Raw genomic sequence first — 18762 nt, 5'->3', positions numbered from 1 at the left:
AAAATGTAAAGCGGTTGAAAACACAGTAACTATACGGGTTTTTCCATAATTGGTACCGCCAGCGTGAATAATTCAGGCTAATCCTGACTTCTCTGAATATTATGATAATGCAATTAGCTTTTTTAATTTTTCCAACGGACATGAAAACTGGTATGAAGAAATAAATAGGGATGGCATTAGCGATATTATTGATTATTATAAAAAGACTGAGGAATGGTTTAAATCTGTTACATAACTTTGCACATTATGAAATGAGCCGGAAATCCTTCTCTTCAATCTCGGCTCTTACTTTCTCATGCAATTCCACCGGGATCTTTCCGCATATGTTTTTCATCTCTGCCATCTGCGATTCCCCTTTCGTTTTGTTATACACAACATACTCCAAAGTTTGAAAGAAATCCATTCACAATACCCACTAAAGAATCCATGTCAAATGTTCCTGAAACCCAAGCATATCCAACAATTCCATATTTTCTGTATCCATAGGCCTCACCCCCTTTACTCCTGTTCCATCTGAAACAAAAAATCTAACATTTGATTCGGAATTTCTTCCCGTTCCTGTGTTGCAGATTGTTCCATTCCGCCACTTTTCAGTTCTTCTCGAACAGTCTCCTGAATCAATTGCCGCAAGGTTTCCCGCTCTTCCTTTTCCAAGATTACATCCACCAGATACTGATTCCTCTGCCCTGCCGGAACATCCATGAGGATCTTCCACGCTTTTTCATGTTCTGGTTTCTTCACATTGGGACGGAAGGAAAAGACTGGGCGGCTCACAGTGTCCTCATCTGCCCCACAATCCGTTCATATCCGGCTACGTTGGCATGGACGTCCGTCAGGTAAATCGGGCGGCACAGGCGGTCCTGTTCGCTGATACGGTGCTGAAAAATAGTCGCACCGCCTCCCATAAAAACGGAAGGAACTGCCCGCAGGTCAAAGCCTGCCTCGGTAATCGCAGACAGAATTTTCTCAATATAAATCCTGCCCTGCTTCTCAATCAAAGACACCACTTCCGCAGGCATACTACAGGGTTTCCCATTTAAGACACGCTCAATCTGTGTCTCTGTCACCGACAGCCCTGCATTTCTCCTTACCTGTTCCATGATCTCATCCATGCACCGAATAATACCCAGTTCCAGACTTCTGCAGGTAGCTGCATTCGGAACAGCATTATCTAACCGCATCAAGTCCACCGTCCAGCCCCCGATATCAACAAGAAGAACAGACGGTTCATCTTTTAAATATTCCGGATAAAGAGCTAGGGCAGAATACCCTTGAGGGAACAGTTTCACATCTTCTATCTGGATTTCATAGCGTTCCCCTTCATAAAGAAAGCGGATCGGCTACTCCTTTCGGAACAGATACTCCTTAAACTTCTGCTTCTCCCTGCCAAACCCGGTAAGAGGAAGCCCGGCTGCAAGAACAACCTTTGCAGTTTTCTCTCCTTTTCGCTTCCTGATCTCCTGTGCCAGTGCCGACAGCGTCAAAAGATAATAATTATCATTGGCAGTCTTGTCCTTTACTAAAGTCTGCCGCCCCGTCCCGCACACATAATAGTTGCCCCCATACTGGAGAACATTCTGCATGGTATAGGGTTCATACGTGTACCGCATCAGCCCCGTTGGGAAACACACCTGTTTTGTTTTTATGGCATAATACCCATGATCGATTCCAATGATCATCACTTACCACTCCCTTCTTTCTTGTTCTGTGAAAATCTCCGGCGAAAGAATCCCGGATCCCAAACAGCGCACCCGCGCACATTTCTTCTTTCCAGCCTGTTATTTCTCTCTGCCTATAATTTCAGAAAAATGCATAGCTGGAAGATAATGCAGATGCCCTTCCAGCACGAGAGCCTGTTTTTGAAAACGCAGGACGCCTTGATTCTGTAAATCAATCAGTTCCAGGTATGCTTCCTTTGTCAAAAAGTAACGATGGTACGCTCCCTTTTCTCCGAACCATTCATTTTCCTCCAATAATAAAAACTCCACCATATGTCTAATATCCGGCAAGAACCGTTTCTCACACAACATGCTATCTCCTTGTACCGCCATCACACCTTCGGATTCCCTGGCTACTGCCAGTAATTCATGAATACTGATACACACGTTTTCTATCACCTCCCTTCGATGCCTTTTCCCTTTTTGATATGTTCATGCTTTCCTTTTCCGTATTTTTCTGCGAAAAAAAGACAGGCGCCTACACGATGTCTGTCTCTGTGGGATCTATCATTCCTTTTTCCTGATACTGCTGTTTTAGAATCCGTTCCAACCGCTTCTGGCTTTTCCTATATATTCATTTCAACATCCACACAATAATTTGTTCTTATTGTATATTTCTTTATTTTATAAATGACTTGAAGAATCCTGCTTTCCAAGTTAACATACAAGCACTTCATATTGAAAGACGAGGGGGTGATAAAATGCGTTCTGCTAAATTATATACTGAGATTTGTCATCTCTTAACTGACTATGATTCTGGCGAACATGATGTTTCTATTGAAGACTTCTATTCTCTCCTTGTAAAAATTCAAAATGACTTGGAATATATAACTGCTTGTGATTATGAAATTTCTTAGACAACGTATGTTTCATCCATACTGCAGCAAGATTTGACACCTGCAAAGATATTAACTGAGACTGTAGATATTTCTTGCAAATATCTCATTGAAGAAAAGAAGAGTCATTTCCGTTCTCGGAACTATGACTCTTCTTTTAGTTTGAATATCATTCTTTCTGTAATTTCGCTACTGATTCCTGAAGTATTAACTACCTGCAACTCGGGACGTACATCTCCAACTTTCTACTTCTATAAAAAAATGGGCGCTTACATAATATCTGCCTCTATAGGATCTATTATTCTGCTATTCGTAATTCTATTCAAATAATCCCTTTAATTTATCGTTGACTTTCACTCTATTCTTAATTCGAAGTTCTCCGCAAAACATATAGCACATTTTTAATATAAACCACCATGTATATAAAGCATTATAAGACTGAAATTGATTATCTGAAAACAAGCCATGGGCAACGCTATTTCTCATATTAAATCCAAATTTAGAACAAAAAATAGTTTTTAACGCTAATAAAAAATCATCATCCAATCTCTCTTTAACGCCCTCTAATTCTAAAATCGCATGCATTGTTTTCAATTCCTCAATTCCATCTTCCTTCAGATTGTAGATCGGCTCACCACATTCTATAGCCAATTCTCTAACTGAATTTTCTACTTGAGGAATTAAAATATATAACGCTGTTAAAAAGTCTCCAGAAAATCCTGACATTATTCCTTTTACATACGCTTCTCTCCGATCCACCGGAACAATAACACTATTTTCAACAATTGTTCGAATATCCGTTTCTTCTACTTTAAACTTTCTCCGAATATAATTTAATGTATTACCTATCATAATCTGAGAAATGCAATTCATATATTCAGCTGTTTCATGCTCTAACTTATTTTGAAGTGCAACTTCATCAATTGCATTATTGCTTTTTTTAATAGATTTACTTTTTGCAATAGTTTTTCCATCATTACCTAAAATTCCTATTGGAAAAAGTTCACTGAACAAATCTTGTGAATTAATTACTGTTTCTTCTCTTCTTTTTTGGCAAAGGTATAAATATAGCAAAATAACAAATAGCTTCTTCTTTGTCCAATATTTCCAATTGTCTAATTAATTGTTGTACTGCTTCACTACTATCTTGCTTTAATTGAATTACAGGCATACCTGCAATTATCCTCTTTTCCAATTCATCTATTTCTTTAAGTAACTCTTTTCTTTCTGACTCTGTACCAGTAATAGTTTTCAATATATTTACAATTTCTTTTAAATGATGAACTCGCCGCATAATATCCGACACATTTGAAGAATTTGTGCAATCTGCAACTCTCATGATGGCTCTAACTTTACGCATACGTATCTCTATCAACTTCGGTTCAGTAATACATTTTTTATTTTTCCACTTATTTTTTTTACAATAAAGAATTTCCAATAAATCACAGAATTTTCCAATAATTGTAAGATCGTAACTGTCGTCTGGGTATGACTCCAACACCTCTTCAGTGCATTTAATCATATAATCTGTTTCAACATTTTCTTTTTCAGCTGTTTTTAATAAAGACAATATTTTCCCATGATCTGTATTATCATATTGCCCTAATATTTTTATGAGTAAACGTTCTCTTGTCGATGAATCTGTCTCTTTGCTATTTATTTTCTTAGATATGTATATCAGTCGATTGATTGCCATAAAATTATGGGCAAATACCTGTGCATTTTCTAAATGTTTCCGATAAGACGCTTCAGCCGCTTTCGCAGCATTATAATCATTTTCTACAACCCATAAAAAATCATTAATTTTTGCTCTATTTATTTCTGCAATCGGATGTTCCAATACTTGTTTAAGCAAAGTCTTATTCCCTTCTACATCTGTTTCTTTCATTTCCCAAATATTTCTAGCAAAACGGAAAGGAATATCTTGTGGGCTATATACCCATCTTTCACAAATAATATCATACAAGTAATTCTCTAATCCAAAACTATCCAAACCATCAACCTCATTTAATTCATCAGCTGCAACCTCAAAATTTTTTTCTTTTAAAATATCCGCAACTTTATCTACTAATGAATTATTCATCGTATCACCTCCTTATCTATTATAAACAATAAAAACTGCTATGGGAACCTCCATTCTCATACCAGCTTTTATTATTTTCTTCCTACTGCATACACGTTATATACACCTATCACATAAGGTTCAGTTTACGTCACACAAAAGCAGACTTGGTGTTGCTGCTATCGCTCTGGCAATGGCAGCTCTCTGCTGCTGTCCGCCGGAAAGAGTTCTAGGAAGCGCCTCCCTTTTCTCTTCTAACTGAAGCACTTCCATAATCTCCTTTACAAATTTCTTATCCACACGTTTCCCATCCAATTCAATAGGAAGTATAATATTTTCATATACGTTCAGATCCTGCACCAGATTATAGCTCTGGAACACAAATCCGATTTTCCGCCGATGGAATATTGCCAGCTGTTCTTTCGTAAGCCCTGCCAGATTCTTGCCTCCCACAATTACTTCTCCGTCTGTAGGCATATCCAGACCCCCGATCATATGTAACAGCGTACTCTTACCGCTTCCCGATTTACCGATGATCGCTACAAACTCCTCTGCTTTTACCCGGAAATCCACTCCATCCAGAGCTTTTACCGTATTCGCTCCCTGCTGATAATATTTTTTCAGATTTTTCGTCTCTACAATCCAAGATTCCATTTTCCTATCCCCTTTCGATACCTCTTACACTTTAGCCAGATGGTATGTTATATAACTTATCATGTACATTTCTAAGCTCATGTTCATCATAGCAAGAAAAAATCACAATCCTGTCACAATCTAACATTGTCACAAAATTGTGATATTCTTTACTGATTCGGAAGAAACATACAAAACTCAGCGCCTTTTCCAATATCGGAACGCACCTCTATATACCCATTCTGTAATTCCAGTATCTTTCGTGTCAGATATAGTCCGATTCCCACTCCGGTCTGCCCATGCACTTCCGGCTCCCGATAAAATCTTGTAAAAATTTCTGCCTGCCGTTCTGGCAGGATTCCTTTCCCGTTATCCTGAACACTGATTTTAGTAAATATCTCCTGTCTCGTTGCTTTCACACGAATTCTTCCACTGGATTCTGTATATTTCACTGCATTGTCCAGCACATTAAAGATTGCCTCTTCTGTCCACTTTCTGTCATGTTCTAACATCAAATCTTCATCACATTCAACATAAAGTTCGATTTCTTTCTGAGCTGCTGCCGGAACGATCTGGCTAACTGCTGTCGTCAACGTCTGATAGAAACTTCTCTTCTCTTTCTTTATCTGAATGATTCCGTTTTCCAATCTTGACATCTTTACCATACTCTGCATGAGAAAATCCAATTTGTCAGTCTGCTCTCCCAGCCGGTTCAAAAACTCCCGTCCTTTTTCCGACAATTCTTCTTCCTGCAAAAATTCCTGATATAGCTTCATATTTGCAAGCGGTGTTTTGGTTTGATGGGAAATATCTGAAATCAGAGTTTTCATCCGCTTTTTCTCACGCAAAGCATCTGTTTCTTTTTGATTCCACCCCTGATACAACTGCCAGAACCGCTCTCCGCACTTTCCCCACAGGCTATCCTCTGTCACTTCCTCGGTTTCTTTCAATTTTTCACCTGACAATATCTGCTTTATCGTTTCTTCTACCTGATTTGCAAACAAATCCACTTCTTGCTTCATTTTCTTTGCTTTCCATACAGCGCCTGCTGCCACAACGATAGAAAGAAGAACGAAAAAACCGCCGGTTCCAGTCACCCAATCCATTGATATCCCATCCCATACACATTTGAAATATATTTATGATCCGCATCCTCCAGCTTACGCCGAAGCCGGTTGATATTCACTGCCAATGTATGCTTATCGACAAACTGACCGTCACAATCCCACAACTGTTCCAGTAAAATATCATAAGTCAGCAGTCTTCCCTGATTTTCCGCCAGTATTTTCAATAAGCGGAATTCCGTAGGCGTTACTGCGCATTCCTTCTGATTTACAGCGATTTTTGCCCGTTCCCAGTCAATTTTCAGATTTCCATCATCATATCCTTTTGTTTGTTCTGGTTGCGTACGTTTTAAAATAAGCTCAATCTTCCGTAGTAATATTTTCATAGAAAAGGGCTTTGTCACATAATCTTCTGCCCCCAAATCATAACCCTTCAGTACATCTTCTTCCAAATCCCTTGCAGTCAGAAAAAGAACAGGAATCTCCTGTTGGTTTTTTATCCACTGACAAAATACAAAGCCTTCTCCATCCGGTAGATTCACGTCCATTATCACAAGCTGTATCGTATCTTTCCCCAGATATTCCTGATATTTCTCCCTTGCTTCCTGTATAGAAAATGCAGCTACTGTCTCATATGCCTGTCTTTTCAGTGCATAACACAGTGCTTCATTTAATTCTCTGTCATCCTCAACAACCAGAATTCTGTACATAATGTTCCGCTCCTCGCCACACGAAAAAAGGTTACAATCCCGTTTTACAGTTATAAAATATGTCCCCACATCATTTCCAGCTATATCGCTTTTGGGTTATACTTCGTTCACCCAGAACCTTATCGCCGCCTCCAGAAATTCCGCACATCCGGCAACTTCCTTATCATAATATAATTTGAACCGCTCATCACTGATATACATATTTCCGATCGCTGTATGCGCTTCCCTCGTATACTGTTTCCAAGTCTTTCCCAGCCATTCTTTATGAAGTATGACAATCCGTTTTCCACATTCACTCTCCGGGTTCTCCCCCGCCAATACTGCCTCTTTCAGCCGGGTTTTGATTTCCTCACCAAGATTCTGAAATCTTTCATACTCCTCTTCTGTCAGATTCAACATCTTCCGGTTCGCGGCATCCATCTCTTCATCTCCATACTTCTCCCTGATTTCTGCCCCGTGTTTTTCTTCATTTTCACGAACAATTCTTTCCTTAAATGCTTGAAATTTCTCTTTATCACTCATTTCATATTCTCCTTTCATTGACCGTATCGTCTGTTCCACTGTCCGGATCAGAGACTCCGTGTGTCTCCTTTTCACTTCTAATTCCTTGAGATGTTCTTGTAAAGCACTCATAATATCAAAATCGTCCTGATATACGATCTTTTGAATCTGCTTCAGATCCAGACCTCTCTCCCGATAAAACAGAATCTGCTGCAACAATGTCAGTTCATATTTTCCGTAATACCGATATCCGGCTCCGCTAACCTCCAGAGGTTTCAAAAGACCGATTTCATCATAATAGCGCAGAGTGCGTGCACTCACTCCGGCAAGTTCTGAAACTTCTCTGATGCTGTACTTCACAATTTTCACCTCCGTCAAAATCTTAAGCTGACAAGCTTTTTATTTTTCTTATCAACTTAAGAGAATCCTATCAATTGACGTTACGTCAAAGTCAAGAGAATTTTTCAAATTTTCCATTTTTCACTTTTTATATCAGTGAAAATGATTTTAGATATTCCGTTATTTCTCCAAAATCAATCGTACATTCCCCACCAAAAATCCCTACCGGTATCATTGAATCCGTACCATAGAGGACAGGATAATTATCATGTTCAAAATCATACACCAGTATCTTCATCTTATCAAAATCTACCATCCAATACTCACGCACTCCGGCATTCATATACTTATTCAGCTTAATAAACATATCCTTCTTCTTTGTTGATTTAGAAAGTACTTCTACAATGAAATCCGGCGCTCCCGTAATCGTATTCCCGGATAATCTGCCTGTATCACACAATACAAGAACATCCGGCTGAACAATGGTCTTATCATCGCAGTCTAACTGTACATCGATAGGAGAATACATCGGCAGACATTTGCCCCTTTTCTTCCGGATATGCTCCCGCAGAACCGCATAAATTTCTCCCCCGACAATCTGGTGAATCCCTGTAGGCACTGCCATATCATACAGAACACCATCGATCAATTCCATTCTCTGATCATCCGGCAGGGCGCGGTAATCCTCTACCGTATATTCCCCTTGCTTCTTCGTACCATAAACCACCGCTTCTCTGACAAATAGCTCTTCCTTCTTCTGAAAAACCTGCTCCAACGCACGCAGCGTATCATAGCGCGGAGACGCAGTTGCTCCACTGAATACCTTCTGTACTGTCCCCAAAGGTACGCCCGAAAGCTCTGCGATCTGCTCGTATGTGTACCCCAGTTCCCGTTTCCGTTCTTTCATCTGCTCAAGATTCATACGACCCTCACCTTTCCAAAATCGTCTTTTGTTTCCTATGAATCCATCCTAGCATATTTTATTTCCATTTTCAATCCTTTCTTTCCACCTTGTTTCTTATTTTCAACCGTTTATGTTATTTTGCAAATTATTGTTTTTCTATTTTCATCCACAAACTCACCTCTCCGCCTCCTGTCTTTGCGGAATTTCGCAATCTCAAGAAACCTCCCTGTGCTTCCACAAACCGCTTCGCAATAGACAGCCCCAGTCCCTGATGGCTTCTGTCATGACGGCTTTCATCCCCACGGTAAAATTCCTCCGTGGCATATCGAAGCTCTTCCTCAGAAAATCCCGGACCGTAATCTGATATCTGCACACACAGATACCAATTTCCGTTTTTTTCTTCCTCGGAAATGTGTACATCGATTCCCTGTTCTTTGTCAGTGTATTCAATTGCATTGCTCAACACATTTCCCCATGCACGCTTTAACTGTTCCAGATTCACCTGCATCGCTCCTTTTGCACCGCGGCACCGAATCATAAGCGGAATATTCTTCGCAGAAGCCATCTGCTCTGCCTGCATTTTCAATTGTTTCTGAAATCCGGTACAGGAGATACCTATTTCTTTATCTGCATCTACAGTCTTTTGATGCTGTAAGATCAAGCGCATTTTATCCAGATACTGCTCAATCTCTCCTACATACTCCAGAATCTGCCGTTGATTACTGTCTATACCGTTCAGTGACCTTATTGCCTTTGTATCTTCCATTTTCTCAGCCGGCTGACTTTTTATTTCTGTACCTCCTGCATGCCCCGTTTCTTCCTCTGTGCCTGATGAAGCTGACATTTCCTTGCACATCATTTCAATATCCTCTGCCGCCAGTTCCGCATTCCCCCTAATAATCGTAAGTGGTGTTTTGATATCATGTACTAAAGCACGCATCTGACGGTTCTGCTCTGTCTCCATATCCCATTGTTTTTTCAAAGAAATCTGCAGCGCTTCCTTCATCTGCCCAAGTGAATAAAACACATCGTTGATTTCTTTAATATCCGATGCCCCTACAGAAAATTCCAAATCATTTTCCGAAATTTTCTGCGTCACATTCTCCAACTGCTCCAATCGTTTTTTCAGATTCTTGGAAAATCTGCCCGCCAGCACAATTGCCTGAATGATAAACAGAACTCCGATTACAAGCGGCAGCAGCATTTCCGGATTGGGCAATAACCTATTTAGTTCCGGGAAAGCATACCGCATACGGAAATAATATTTCACAATACACACATCCCCGTTTTCACGCACAAAAAAGCGATAAAATCCACTTACAGCGGACATATCCTGTTTTTCATAGCCTTCCCATGTCTTTATCCTGTCCTCTTCGGCTATAGTACCGTAGAGCCATTTCCCAACTTTCGTATAAACGCCGTACCTGCTGTCCTCCGGAAACTCCAGATCACTGATATCTTCCAGCGTACGGATCGCAGTTTCATGTTCATTGATCCACTGCTCCGTATAATTTGCCGGAAGAATCTGTGCCATTTCCGATAATGCCACCAAGCCTCCGAAACTAATACCGCATATGATAATTGTATTCACACAGAATATCGCCATATATTGCAGAAACATACTGCGCAGTGTTTTTTCTTTTACTCTGATTTCCATCGATAACCAATCCCCCATACCGTTTCTATCGGTTCCAGTCCCAGATGTTTACACTTTGCACGGATATTCTTCACATGCTCCGTGATCGCCGATGCATCACTTTCCCCGTCAAACCCGTATACCGCTTCATAGATCCGCTCCTTCGAGAACACCTGTCCCCGGTTCACCGCCAGGTACTCACAAATTGCATACTCACTCTTTGTCAGAGGTACTTCAGCATCTTGCCAGGACATTTTCTTAGCCTGCAGACGAAACTGCACTCCGGCCACTTCCACCAGATACTTCCGTTCTCTGCTCTCCCTGCGTAAATGTGCCGCCGCACGGGCACGCAGTTCTCCAATCCCAAAAGGTTTCCTGATATAATCATCACCGCCCACACCAAGCCCTTGCATCAAATCACGTTCTTCGCTCTTTGCCGTGAGGAACAATATGGGACAGTCCACCCTCTCCCTCAGTTCTTTGCACAGGGTAAAGCCATCCATTTCCGGCATCATCACGTCCAGCAGGATTAACTGATACTGCTCTAATTTTTTATTTAAGACTTCCGTAGAATCTGAAATTGTATCTACAAAATAACCCTCATGTTCCAGCGCACGGCGAATCAACTCTAATATTCCCTTATCATCATCTACTGCCAATATATGGATCATTGTCATTCCTTCCTTTCAAAATATGCTCTGGATCTTTGTAAATCCATTATTCACGGTCTGTAAAAGCTACTGTGTCCCCCCACAGATAAAACCATAAGAAAATTATTGCACAGATCCCCATACTGATCAATAAACAGATATAGCCCAGATTTTCCAGAAATATTGTTCCAGACAGGTATCTCCATGTACTCAGATCATATACTGCTCCTTCTGCCATCGCCTTCTCCGAGAATGCAAATGCTTTCATCGTTGTCCATACCAGCCGAATGCTCCACGAACTTGGCACAAACTGCCACAATCCCTCTCCCAGACCGGTGATCAGAAGTCCCGCCATCACAGACTGTGCCACGCCGATTCCCATAGAAACGGATTTTGAGAACCGCATACCAAAGAAAAAATGTATCGGATACAAAACAAGACTTCCCAGCCACAAGGCAGCTGCCGAACTAAAATAAGCAAAGCACGGAATATCGCAATTTCCTAAGAGAACTCTTTCTCCCAGTGCAAAGGAACTAATTCCGATGCTGACTGCTGCCAGTCCAAATAACTGCAAGACTACGCATTTCGCCAGTAAAGAAGGTATCCGCCCCGTATTACCGCCTAAAAATGTCTGGTAATGGTTGCCTTCTTCCAGTTCCACAGAACGGGAAACAATAAAACTTATGAGAACCGGAAACAACAATCCTATGATCTGCGTAAAACCGGAAAGCTGAACCATTCCCGTCCAGTCTCTTCCTTTATAATACAACAGAAATACTGCGCTGCCCAGCAGCGGAATCCCCATATGGATCACGGGGATCATCGTATGCCGCATTTTATACCGCTCCGCACGGCACAACCGTACAAACTTCCTCATACTCTCTCCACCCTTCTTCGATACCATTTTCTTGTAACTCCCCACAACAGCAGCAGCCACAAGGCGGCTGCCAGTATTCCGACCGGAATGCTGGACGGATCGATCAGTCTCGGCGCATATGTCACTTCTCCTGCCTGCGCCGGAAGTCCGTTTGGCATCACTTTTAAAATAACACACATCATCCGCGGCCCAAGTGCCCCCGGAAAAAACATGTATGCCGGTGACAGTGACATAATAACTGCCATCAGACTATAAGCGGTAAAATGAAGAATCAACATGGGAATTCTTCCGATTGTCTGTGCCAAGAATAAACACCACGGAATCTGCCAGCAAAAAGACATCCACAGAAGGACTCCCGCCGCCAACTGCATTGGTACAGAGAGACGGATAATAAAGTCCACATGCATCACTGCTTCCAATAAAAACGATATGATAATTGTTGCTCCGGTGTGTAAAAGCACTGCAGCCCCTGTCATTTTCATTCCATACAATACTTTAGAATCCCAGATCCGTCCCATGTCACAGGGAAGAGACCAGACTGCACGATTTCCGAGTTTCCTGTCCTTTTCACTGATAATCCCACAAAGAAGTGAAATATATCCCGCTGCAAACCCTGTATACCACCAGTTAAAACTGTCTACCGCAAAATATACATGCGTCAGAAATGCCGACATCATAACACAGATTACAGGCATAAGAAGTGTCAGCTTTCCGACTGTTCCATGTTTGTATTTCAATGCCTCTGCATGGAGATAGCCCTGATCTCCTGTCTGCTTCTTACTTCTCATCGGATTCCCTCCCTTCTCTTTTTCCTCACAATATCCATAAATAAAGCTTCCAGGTTCTCACATTCGTGAATGTTTCCTTCAAACTGCACTTCTCCCTCTACAATGATACCGATATGATCCGCAGTATTCTCAATCTCGCTCAAAATATGGCTGGACACAAGCACCGTAATCCCCGCTTTCGGAAACTCCTGTATCAACTCCCGTAACTCCTGAATCCCTATCGGATCCAGACCATTGACCGGTTCATCAAGCACCAGCAGCTTCGGGTGATTTAAAAGTGCAATCGCGATCCCTAACCGTTGTTTCATTCCAAGCGAAAACGCGCCTGATCGTTTCTTATCTGTATTTGCCAGACCGACCAACTCCAGCACTTCCCGAATCCGGCTGTCCGGCACTCCCAGAAGAAGCGCCCGCACCTTCAGATTTTCCCACGCACTTAGATTTTCATAAATAGGAGGCGTCTCCACCAGTGCTCCGATCTCATTTAAATCCTCTCTTGACCACACATGCCCGCCAAACTGGATTTCTCCCTCTGTGGGATTCATCATTCCGGTCAGACACTTCAAAAGTGTAGACTTCCCCGCCCCATTCGGTCCCAAAAGACCGTACACACTGTTTTTCGGTATATGAAGAGATACCTGGTTCAATACTTTCTGTTTACGGAATACTTTGGTGACTTGTTTTATTTCCACCAGATTTGTGTTAGAAATTTCCCTATGTTTTTCCTGCATTGCATTTTCTTGCATTATGTTTTCCTCCTTCTCTTTTCTGATATCAAAGATACAATGAAATAATAAGGAAATTATAAGGAGAAAAAATTTTTATAAAATTTGCAGGAAGGTACAATACCGGAATATCCATATAAAATATCAAAAAAATGTTGGATATGCATAACTACATATCCAACAAAACTCTTAAATAAAGACACGATTTTTACTTAATAACACGATGTGACAGTCATCTCTTATATTTCTTCAATCTTCTGCCATTCCTATCAGATCAAATTTTTCAGTGGAAACGATGATGCTAAACTCCTGTTTTTCTGGCTTTGGACATTTTATCCAAACAGTACGGTCTGACAGATCATAATACCATCCGGCTTCTGCTTCTTCCCAGTTTTCTTTGATAATAAACTGTGGAATCCTCTTTCCGTCTGCCGATACCCAGAATGCACCTTTCTCCTTGCTTACCACCCGAAGAACCAATCTCTTGACAGTCTGTTGATAACTGCCTTCTGTACGAAATGTAATTGCTGTCTGTTCTCCGCTTTCTACTTGAATCTCCGTACGGGCATAGATACCTTCTTTATAATCTTCTGTGTGCCCGTCATCATCATAAAGTGTAAATGACGTGTTTGTTTCCGCTGAAATCAGAAAATCAAGCTGCTCCATTTTATCGCGCAAAATATGTTTTACATCTTCCGTAGTCACATAGACTGCAGAACCACGGAGAAACATCGGAATGGAACCGAGATCCACGGGTATTTCTATTGTCCGCCCGCCTTGATACTCTTTCAAATTATCGTTCATATCATACCATTTGCATCCCGCCGGCAAATAAAGTTTCCTGATTTTTGCACCTTTTTCAACGACACTGGCAACAAGAATGCTTTTTCCGAACATGAACGTCATGTTCGTATCGCTATAACATGCTGTATCCCCCGGAAATTCCATAAACAGCGGGCGCCATACAGGCATTCCGTTTTGGTTTGCCTCGTACATCAGACTATACAGATACGGCAGCATCCGGTATCTTTGGGCATAAGCCTCACGGATATACGGGAGATTTTCCTCATACATCCACGGCTGTGTGACTGTATTATCGTTATTTGCTGAATTCAGGCAAAATCTTGGTTGGAAGATTCCATTCTGGATCCATCTCAGAAGAAGCTCCCCTTCCGGTGCCGAACCTGCAAATCCGCCAATATCACATCCCATGTTTGCACACCCGGACAATCCCATTCCAAGAATAGTAGCAATATTAAACTTCAGTGTACGCCAATCCGTCAGATTATCTCCGCCCCATACCTGTGCATAACGCTGGATTCCGGCAAATCCGGCACGGTTGATAATATACGGACGCTCCCCCGGATAAACTTCCTTCAGTGCCTTTTTTGCAACATAGGCCATCAGGTTGGAATGTAAGATTTTAAGTTCTGCCATGGTGCCTTTTTTGCCTTCAAAATCACATTGTGCATCCCGATCTTCCACACCGTCCATTTCACAGTTATCATTCCATACTGTCTTAGTTCCCATTTTCAGTATGTTTTCTTCTAACAGCTGCTTCCATGTATTACGTCCTGATTCACTTGTAAAATCGATGAATCTACCCGTGCCGCCCCACCAGCGGCCATAGTAATCCCCCTGCCCGTCCGGTGTCTTGATAAAGACATCATTCTTCTCAAACAAATCAAGATACGGATGCCTCTTTAAAATTCCCGGCTTGAGATTTGGGATTACATTGATCCCTCTCCGGTTCATTTCTTCAAAAAATGATTTTGGATCCGGAAACCGTTTTTTATTCCAGTTAAACACATAACGCAGATTATCTTCCTCACCGCTTGAATATCCGGAAGCCAGCCAGAAATTGTCGATCAGAATTTCTTCTTTCTCATGCTTATCTATAACCTTATATATCTCCTGATCACAATTTTTCTCCAATTCCGTGTAGTACATCGTGGAAGCACAATATCCCAGAGACTGCTTTGTTGGCAGAATACTCCGTCCGGTCAGCCAAGTATAATGTTCAAGCACTGCTTTTGTCTTCGGACCGTTCAGCAAAAACAGATCGATATCTCCGCCGTCCGTCTGGTAATAACAATACCTGTCCCAGTAACCTGAAATCTCTTGTCCCATATCAAACACACAATCATAGGAGTTGTGATAAAACAGCCCCAGTGCATGCTTCTGCTCTTCATTGATTCGGATATAAAATGGGATATGCTTATACATCGGATCTCCGACTTCCGGATCATGTCCGATTGCGTCTTTCGGGCTCATGCGCATTCTCCGTCTTTTTTTATCCAGATACCCTGTTTTTTCCCCGAATCCATAAAAATGATCCTGTTCTGTATTGATTTTAGAATAATGGCTCAAGCGTCCCAATTGGTCAATTTCATAGGCTCTTTCCCGTAGATCCTGATAGATGATTTCTCCATCCGCGTTTGTGAGCATAAAGGAAAACGGTTCTTTACACAAGTGCAGACACAGTGTCTTCGTGAAAAAACAAATTTCCTCCTCTGTTTCTTCAAAACGAACCTCCAGCGGGGGAATCCGTTTCCGTTCCCCTGTCAAAAGAGGATCCATCCGGTCTGCCCAAGCTGTGGTAACCAATGTATATGACTCTTCTTCAAATTTACGATCAAAGGATACGCGGATCCGTATTACATCATCACTCATAAAAATCAACATTGCATCTGCTGTATCTCCATGTATCAGATATCCGTTTTCTATTTTTTGAAGAGCTTTATACTCTCTTAGCAACATCCCTTTTTCCTCCTACATACCTATCAAGTCAAAGTCCTCATAGGAAACAATCAAAGTTGTATCCTGTTTCGGATTTGCATATTTTATCAAAACAGCCCGCCTTGTCTGACTGTAATACCAACCGCTTTCTGCTTCTTCAAACTTCCGGCGGTTCAGGTAATGCTCCATCTTCCGTCCACCCAGCTGAATCCAAAACGGGCTTTTATCCCTGCGGATCATTTCAACCTCGATTGTTTCTATATGATCTTCATAAGAACCTTCCGACGTAAAAGCTACCTTAACTACTTCTGTTCCTTCCACATGAATCTTTGTCTTATGGAACACACCGTCACAATATGCATTGCTTACCCCATCGTCATCGTACATTGTATAATCTCGCTCCCCATTCGGCACCAGAATCAAATGTAGTTTCTTCACATGGTCACGCTCCATATTCATCAACTGGTTTTCCGCTATCGGAATCACCGCTCCTTCACGGATGAACATCGGGATGGTGTCGATCTCAACCGGTACTTTGATTGCCTGTCCGCCTTCATAGCAGTAAAAATCATCGTTCCAGTCATACCATTTACAACCAGAAGGCAGGTACACTGTCCGGCTTTTTGCCCCCTTTTCAATAACATTTGCAACCAAAAGATCATGCCCGAACATATAAGTAAAGCTTTCATCATAAACATTTGGATCATTCTGAAACTCATATACAAGCGCACGCATAATCGGTGCTCCTGTCTCCGATGCTTCATGCTCTGCCGAATACAGATAGGGCAGCATCCGATATCTGAACAAAATCGCTTTCCGTATAATATCCGCCGAATTACGGAACATCCAAGGTTCTGTCACCGTATTGTCATTGCTTGCCGAATGAATGGAAAATCTAGGTTGAAAAATCCCCTGCTGCACCCAGCGTACAAACAACTCCTCATCGGGTGCGGGACCCGCAAAGCCTCCGATGTCTCCCCCTTCATTTGGCTGACCGGACAGTCCCATTCCTGTTATGATCGGAATGTTATATTTCAGGCTGTGCCAGCTTGTATAATTATCTCCGCACCATGTCTGTGCATAACGCTGAATCCCTGCACTTCCGCTTCTGCACACCGAATATGGGCGCACATCAGCATGATATTCCTTCACGGCATCATTACTCAGCTTACACATCAAAGTAGACATAATCGGCTTCAATTGTCCGATCGTTCCGCCTTTTCCGTCAAAATCACAAATACAGTCTTTGTCCATCAGACTGTCATATTCACAGTTGTCATTCCAGATGGAATCTGTGCCGACGGCAATTACATTTTCGGTCAGGTATTTTTTCCACACCGTTCTGGCTTCAGGTTTTGTATAATCCCAAAACGCTCCGTCACCGCCCCACCATTTTCCGACTCCATACATATCCGGATTTTTACTGTCCTTTACAAACACATCCTCTGCATCGAATTGATCAAACCATGGATGGCAGAGCAGAATTCCGGGTTTTACATTCGGCACATTCTGCGCACCTTTCTCATTCATTGCCGCAAAATATCCCTCCGGCGATTTGAATCGCTCCGTATTCCACGTAAACACACACCTTTTGTTATCATAACTGGTATATCCGGATGAGAGATGGAAACCGTCAATTGGAAATCCTTCTTCCTTAATGGTATCAATAAACTCCAGAACAGCATCATCACTGTCCTTTTCCAGTTCTGGATAGTACATAGACGAACCCTGATACCCAAGCGCACGTTTCGGTAAAAGCATAGGACGACCTGTCAGAAATGTATAATTATCCAGAATACGCGAAATCAGGTTACCGCCGATTAAAAACAAGTCTACATCCCCGCCGTCTGCCTGCCAATAGGTATATCTGGGCCAGTAGTTACTTTTCTCGCAGCCCATATTGAATACAGACTCATAGAAGTTATGGTAGAACAGACCGACTGCTTTTTGAGAATCCCTGTCAAGACGGATATAAAATGGAATATGCTTGTAGAGCGTGTCCATTTTCTCCGCGTCATAACCGAGAGCATCTGTCGCACGTTCTCTGAGAAACTTCTTATTTTTATTCAGCACACCTGCTTTTTCTCCAAATCCGTAGAAACAATCCTCTTCCTTCATACGGCTGTAAGAAACAACTCTTCCGTTGCTGTCCTTCACAAACGGGCATCCCGGCACACTGCTGTACAATTCTTCTCCCTCTGCATCAAACATCTGTATGCAAAGCGGATCTTTCTTTATAACAAGCTTCAATTCCCTTGTTTCCATTGTCACTGCATTCTCATCTTCCTGTACTTCCGCCAATACCGGAGCCACACGAGTCCGCTCGCCTTCAAATACCCCATCCAGACGATCTTCCCACGCAGTTGTCATCAATACATAAGACTCTTCTGCAAACACCTTATCAAAAGAAGCTCTGATGCGGACAATCTCTTCCGTCACAAAGCAGATTTTTATATCTGCGGCATCCGTATGTGCCACATAAATGCCATTCTCCTGCTTTATGCAGGTCAGTTTTGAACATATATCCATAATCTCTTTTCCTTTTCTTTCAATGATAGCACCGGTATATAAGAGAAATAC

15 protein-coding genes and 2 pseudogenes are annotated in these 18762 nt (G+C 41.8%); all 17 read right to left on the bottom strand.

Annotation, left to right across the window (positions count from 1 at the left end; genetic code table 11):
- Positions 1-498 precede the first annotated feature (498 nt).
- Entirely contained in the window at positions 499-774 is a 276-nt protein-coding gene (locus NFS18_RS06385; protein ID WP_251389131.1) for a hypothetical protein, read from the bottom strand.
- A pseudogene (locus tag NFS18_RS19700) lies at positions 771-1679 on the bottom strand (ParM/StbA family protein). Before NFS18_RS19700 ends, NFS18_RS06385 begins: the two are co-directional and overlap by 4 nt.
- 99 nt (positions 1680-1778) lie before the next feature.
- The gene (locus tag NFS18_RS06375) at positions 1779-2105 is read right to left on the bottom strand and encodes a DUF5720 family protein (protein ID WP_251389129.1); all 327 of its coding nucleotides are present in this window, start codon (positions 2103-2105) and stop codon (positions 1779-1781) included.
- A 767-nt stretch (positions 2106-2872) separates the two neighbouring features.
- Positions 2873-3628 carry a DUF4209 domain-containing protein gene (locus tag NFS18_RS06370; protein WP_251389127.1) on the bottom strand — a complete coding sequence of 252 codons (756 nt, stop codon included), beginning with the start codon at positions 3626-3628 and terminating at the stop codon, positions 2873-2875.
- Positions 3579-4637 (bottom strand): hypothetical protein, encoded by a 1059-nt coding sequence (locus NFS18_RS06365; RefSeq protein ID WP_251389125.1) that lies wholly within the window; start codon positions 4635-4637, stop codon positions 3579-3581. The genes NFS18_RS06370 and NFS18_RS06365 overlap by 50 nt, the downstream gene beginning before the upstream one ends.
- 129 nt (positions 4638-4766) lie before the next feature.
- Positions 4767-5270: pseudogene (locus NFS18_RS06360) on the bottom strand (ABC transporter ATP-binding protein); the annotation flags it as partial.
- 149 nt (positions 5271-5419) lie between these two features.
- Positions 5420-6346 (bottom strand): sensor histidine kinase, encoded by a 927-nt coding sequence (locus tag NFS18_RS06355; protein ID WP_408631552.1) that lies wholly within the window; start codon positions 6344-6346, stop codon positions 5420-5422.
- Positions 6343-7023 (bottom strand): response regulator transcription factor, encoded by a 681-nt coding sequence (locus tag NFS18_RS06350; protein WP_251389121.1) that lies wholly within the window; start codon positions 7021-7023, stop codon positions 6343-6345. Before NFS18_RS06350 ends, NFS18_RS06355 begins: the two co-directional genes overlap by 4 nt.
- A gap of 96 nt (positions 7024-7119) precedes the next feature.
- Positions 7120-7884, bottom strand: a complete 765-nt coding sequence (locus NFS18_RS06345) for a MerR family transcriptional regulator (protein ID WP_251389119.1) — start codon at positions 7882-7884, stop codon at positions 7120-7122.
- A 127-nt stretch (positions 7885-8011) separates the two neighbouring features.
- The gene (locus tag NFS18_RS06340; RefSeq protein WP_251389117.1) at positions 8012-8785 is read right to left on the bottom strand and encodes a Uma2 family endonuclease; all 774 of its coding nucleotides are present in this window, start codon (positions 8783-8785) and stop codon (positions 8012-8014) included.
- Positions 8786-8912: 127 nt separating this feature from the next.
- Complete coding sequence (locus NFS18_RS06335) at positions 8913-10424, bottom strand: sensor histidine kinase (protein ID WP_251389115.1); 1512 nt, start codon at positions 10422-10424, stop codon at positions 8913-8915.
- Positions 10409-11074, bottom strand: coding sequence for a response regulator transcription factor (locus tag NFS18_RS06330; protein ID WP_251389113.1), 666 nt, complete (start codon positions 11072-11074; stop codon positions 10409-10411). The genes NFS18_RS06335 and NFS18_RS06330 overlap by 16 nt, the downstream gene beginning before the upstream one ends.
- A gap of 46 nt (positions 11075-11120) precedes the next feature.
- A complete protein-coding gene (locus NFS18_RS06325; protein ID WP_251389110.1) occupies positions 11121-11930 on the bottom strand; it encodes a lantibiotic immunity ABC transporter MutG family permease subunit in 810 nt (269 codons plus the stop codon).
- The gene (locus NFS18_RS06320; RefSeq protein ID WP_251389108.1) at positions 11927-12718 is read right to left on the bottom strand and encodes a lantibiotic immunity ABC transporter MutE/EpiE family permease subunit; all 792 of its coding nucleotides are present in this window, start codon (positions 12716-12718) and stop codon (positions 11927-11929) included. Before NFS18_RS06320 ends, NFS18_RS06325 begins: the two co-directional genes overlap by 4 nt.
- Positions 12715-13464, bottom strand: a complete 750-nt coding sequence (locus NFS18_RS06315; RefSeq protein ID WP_251389106.1) for a lantibiotic protection ABC transporter ATP-binding protein — start codon at positions 13462-13464, stop codon at positions 12715-12717. Before NFS18_RS06315 ends, NFS18_RS06320 begins: the two co-directional genes overlap by 4 nt.
- A gap of 228 nt (positions 13465-13692) precedes the next feature.
- Positions 13693-16203, bottom strand: coding sequence for a glycoside hydrolase family 31 protein (locus tag NFS18_RS06310; RefSeq protein WP_251389104.1), 2511 nt, complete (start codon positions 16201-16203; stop codon positions 13693-13695).
- Positions 16204-16215: 12 nt separating this feature from the next.
- A complete protein-coding gene (locus NFS18_RS06305; RefSeq protein WP_251389135.1) occupies positions 16216-18711 on the bottom strand; it encodes a glycoside hydrolase family 31 protein in 2496 nt (831 codons plus the stop codon).
- Positions 18712-18762 lie beyond the last annotated feature (51 nt).

Source organism: Mediterraneibacter agrestimuris, from assembly GCF_943193195.1.
GTDB classification, from domain to species: Bacteria; Bacillota; Clostridia; order Lachnospirales; family Lachnospiraceae; genus Schaedlerella; species Schaedlerella agrestimuris.
The sequence above is the reverse complement of the archived record's forward strand: the minus strand, read 5'-3'. Positions and strand labels throughout refer to the sequence as shown.

Excerpts from the sequence above, each read along its gene's own strand:
- NFS18_RS06365 (WP_251389125.1), bottom strand. The coding sequence starts at position 4,637 with ATGAATAATTCATTAGTAGATAAAGTTGCGGATATTTTAAAAGAAAAA.
- NFS18_RS06310 (WP_251389104.1), bottom strand. The coding sequence starts at position 16,203 with ATGTTGCTAAGAGAGTATAAAGCTCTTCAAAAAATAGAAAACGGATAT.
- NFS18_RS06325 (WP_251389110.1), bottom strand. The coding sequence starts at position 11,930 with ATGAGGAAGTTTGTACGGTTGTGCCGTGCGGAGCGGTATAAAATGCGG.
- NFS18_RS06330 (WP_251389113.1), bottom strand. The coding sequence starts at position 11,074 with ATGATCCATATATTGGCAGTAGATGATGATAAGGGAATATTAGAGTTG.
- NFS18_RS06315 (WP_251389106.1), bottom strand. The coding sequence starts at position 13,464 with ATGCAAGAAAATGCAATGCAGGAAAAACATAGGGAAATTTCTAACACA.
- NFS18_RS06305 (WP_251389135.1), bottom strand. The coding sequence starts at position 18,711 with ATGGATATATGTTCAAAACTGACCTGCATAAAGCAGGAGAATGGCATT.
- NFS18_RS06350 (WP_251389121.1), bottom strand. The coding sequence starts at position 7,023 with ATGTACAGAATTCTGGTTGTTGAGGATGACAGAGAATTAAATGAAGCA.
- NFS18_RS06320 (WP_251389108.1), bottom strand. The coding sequence starts at position 12,718 with ATGAGAAGTAAGAAGCAGACAGGAGATCAGGGCTATCTCCATGCAGAG.
- NFS18_RS06335 (WP_251389115.1), bottom strand. The coding sequence starts at position 10,424 with ATGGAAATCAGAGTAAAAGAAAAAACACTGCGCAGTATGTTTCTGCAA.
- NFS18_RS06340 (WP_251389117.1), bottom strand. The coding sequence starts at position 8,785 with ATGAATCTTGAGCAGATGAAAGAACGGAAACGGGAACTGGGGTACACA.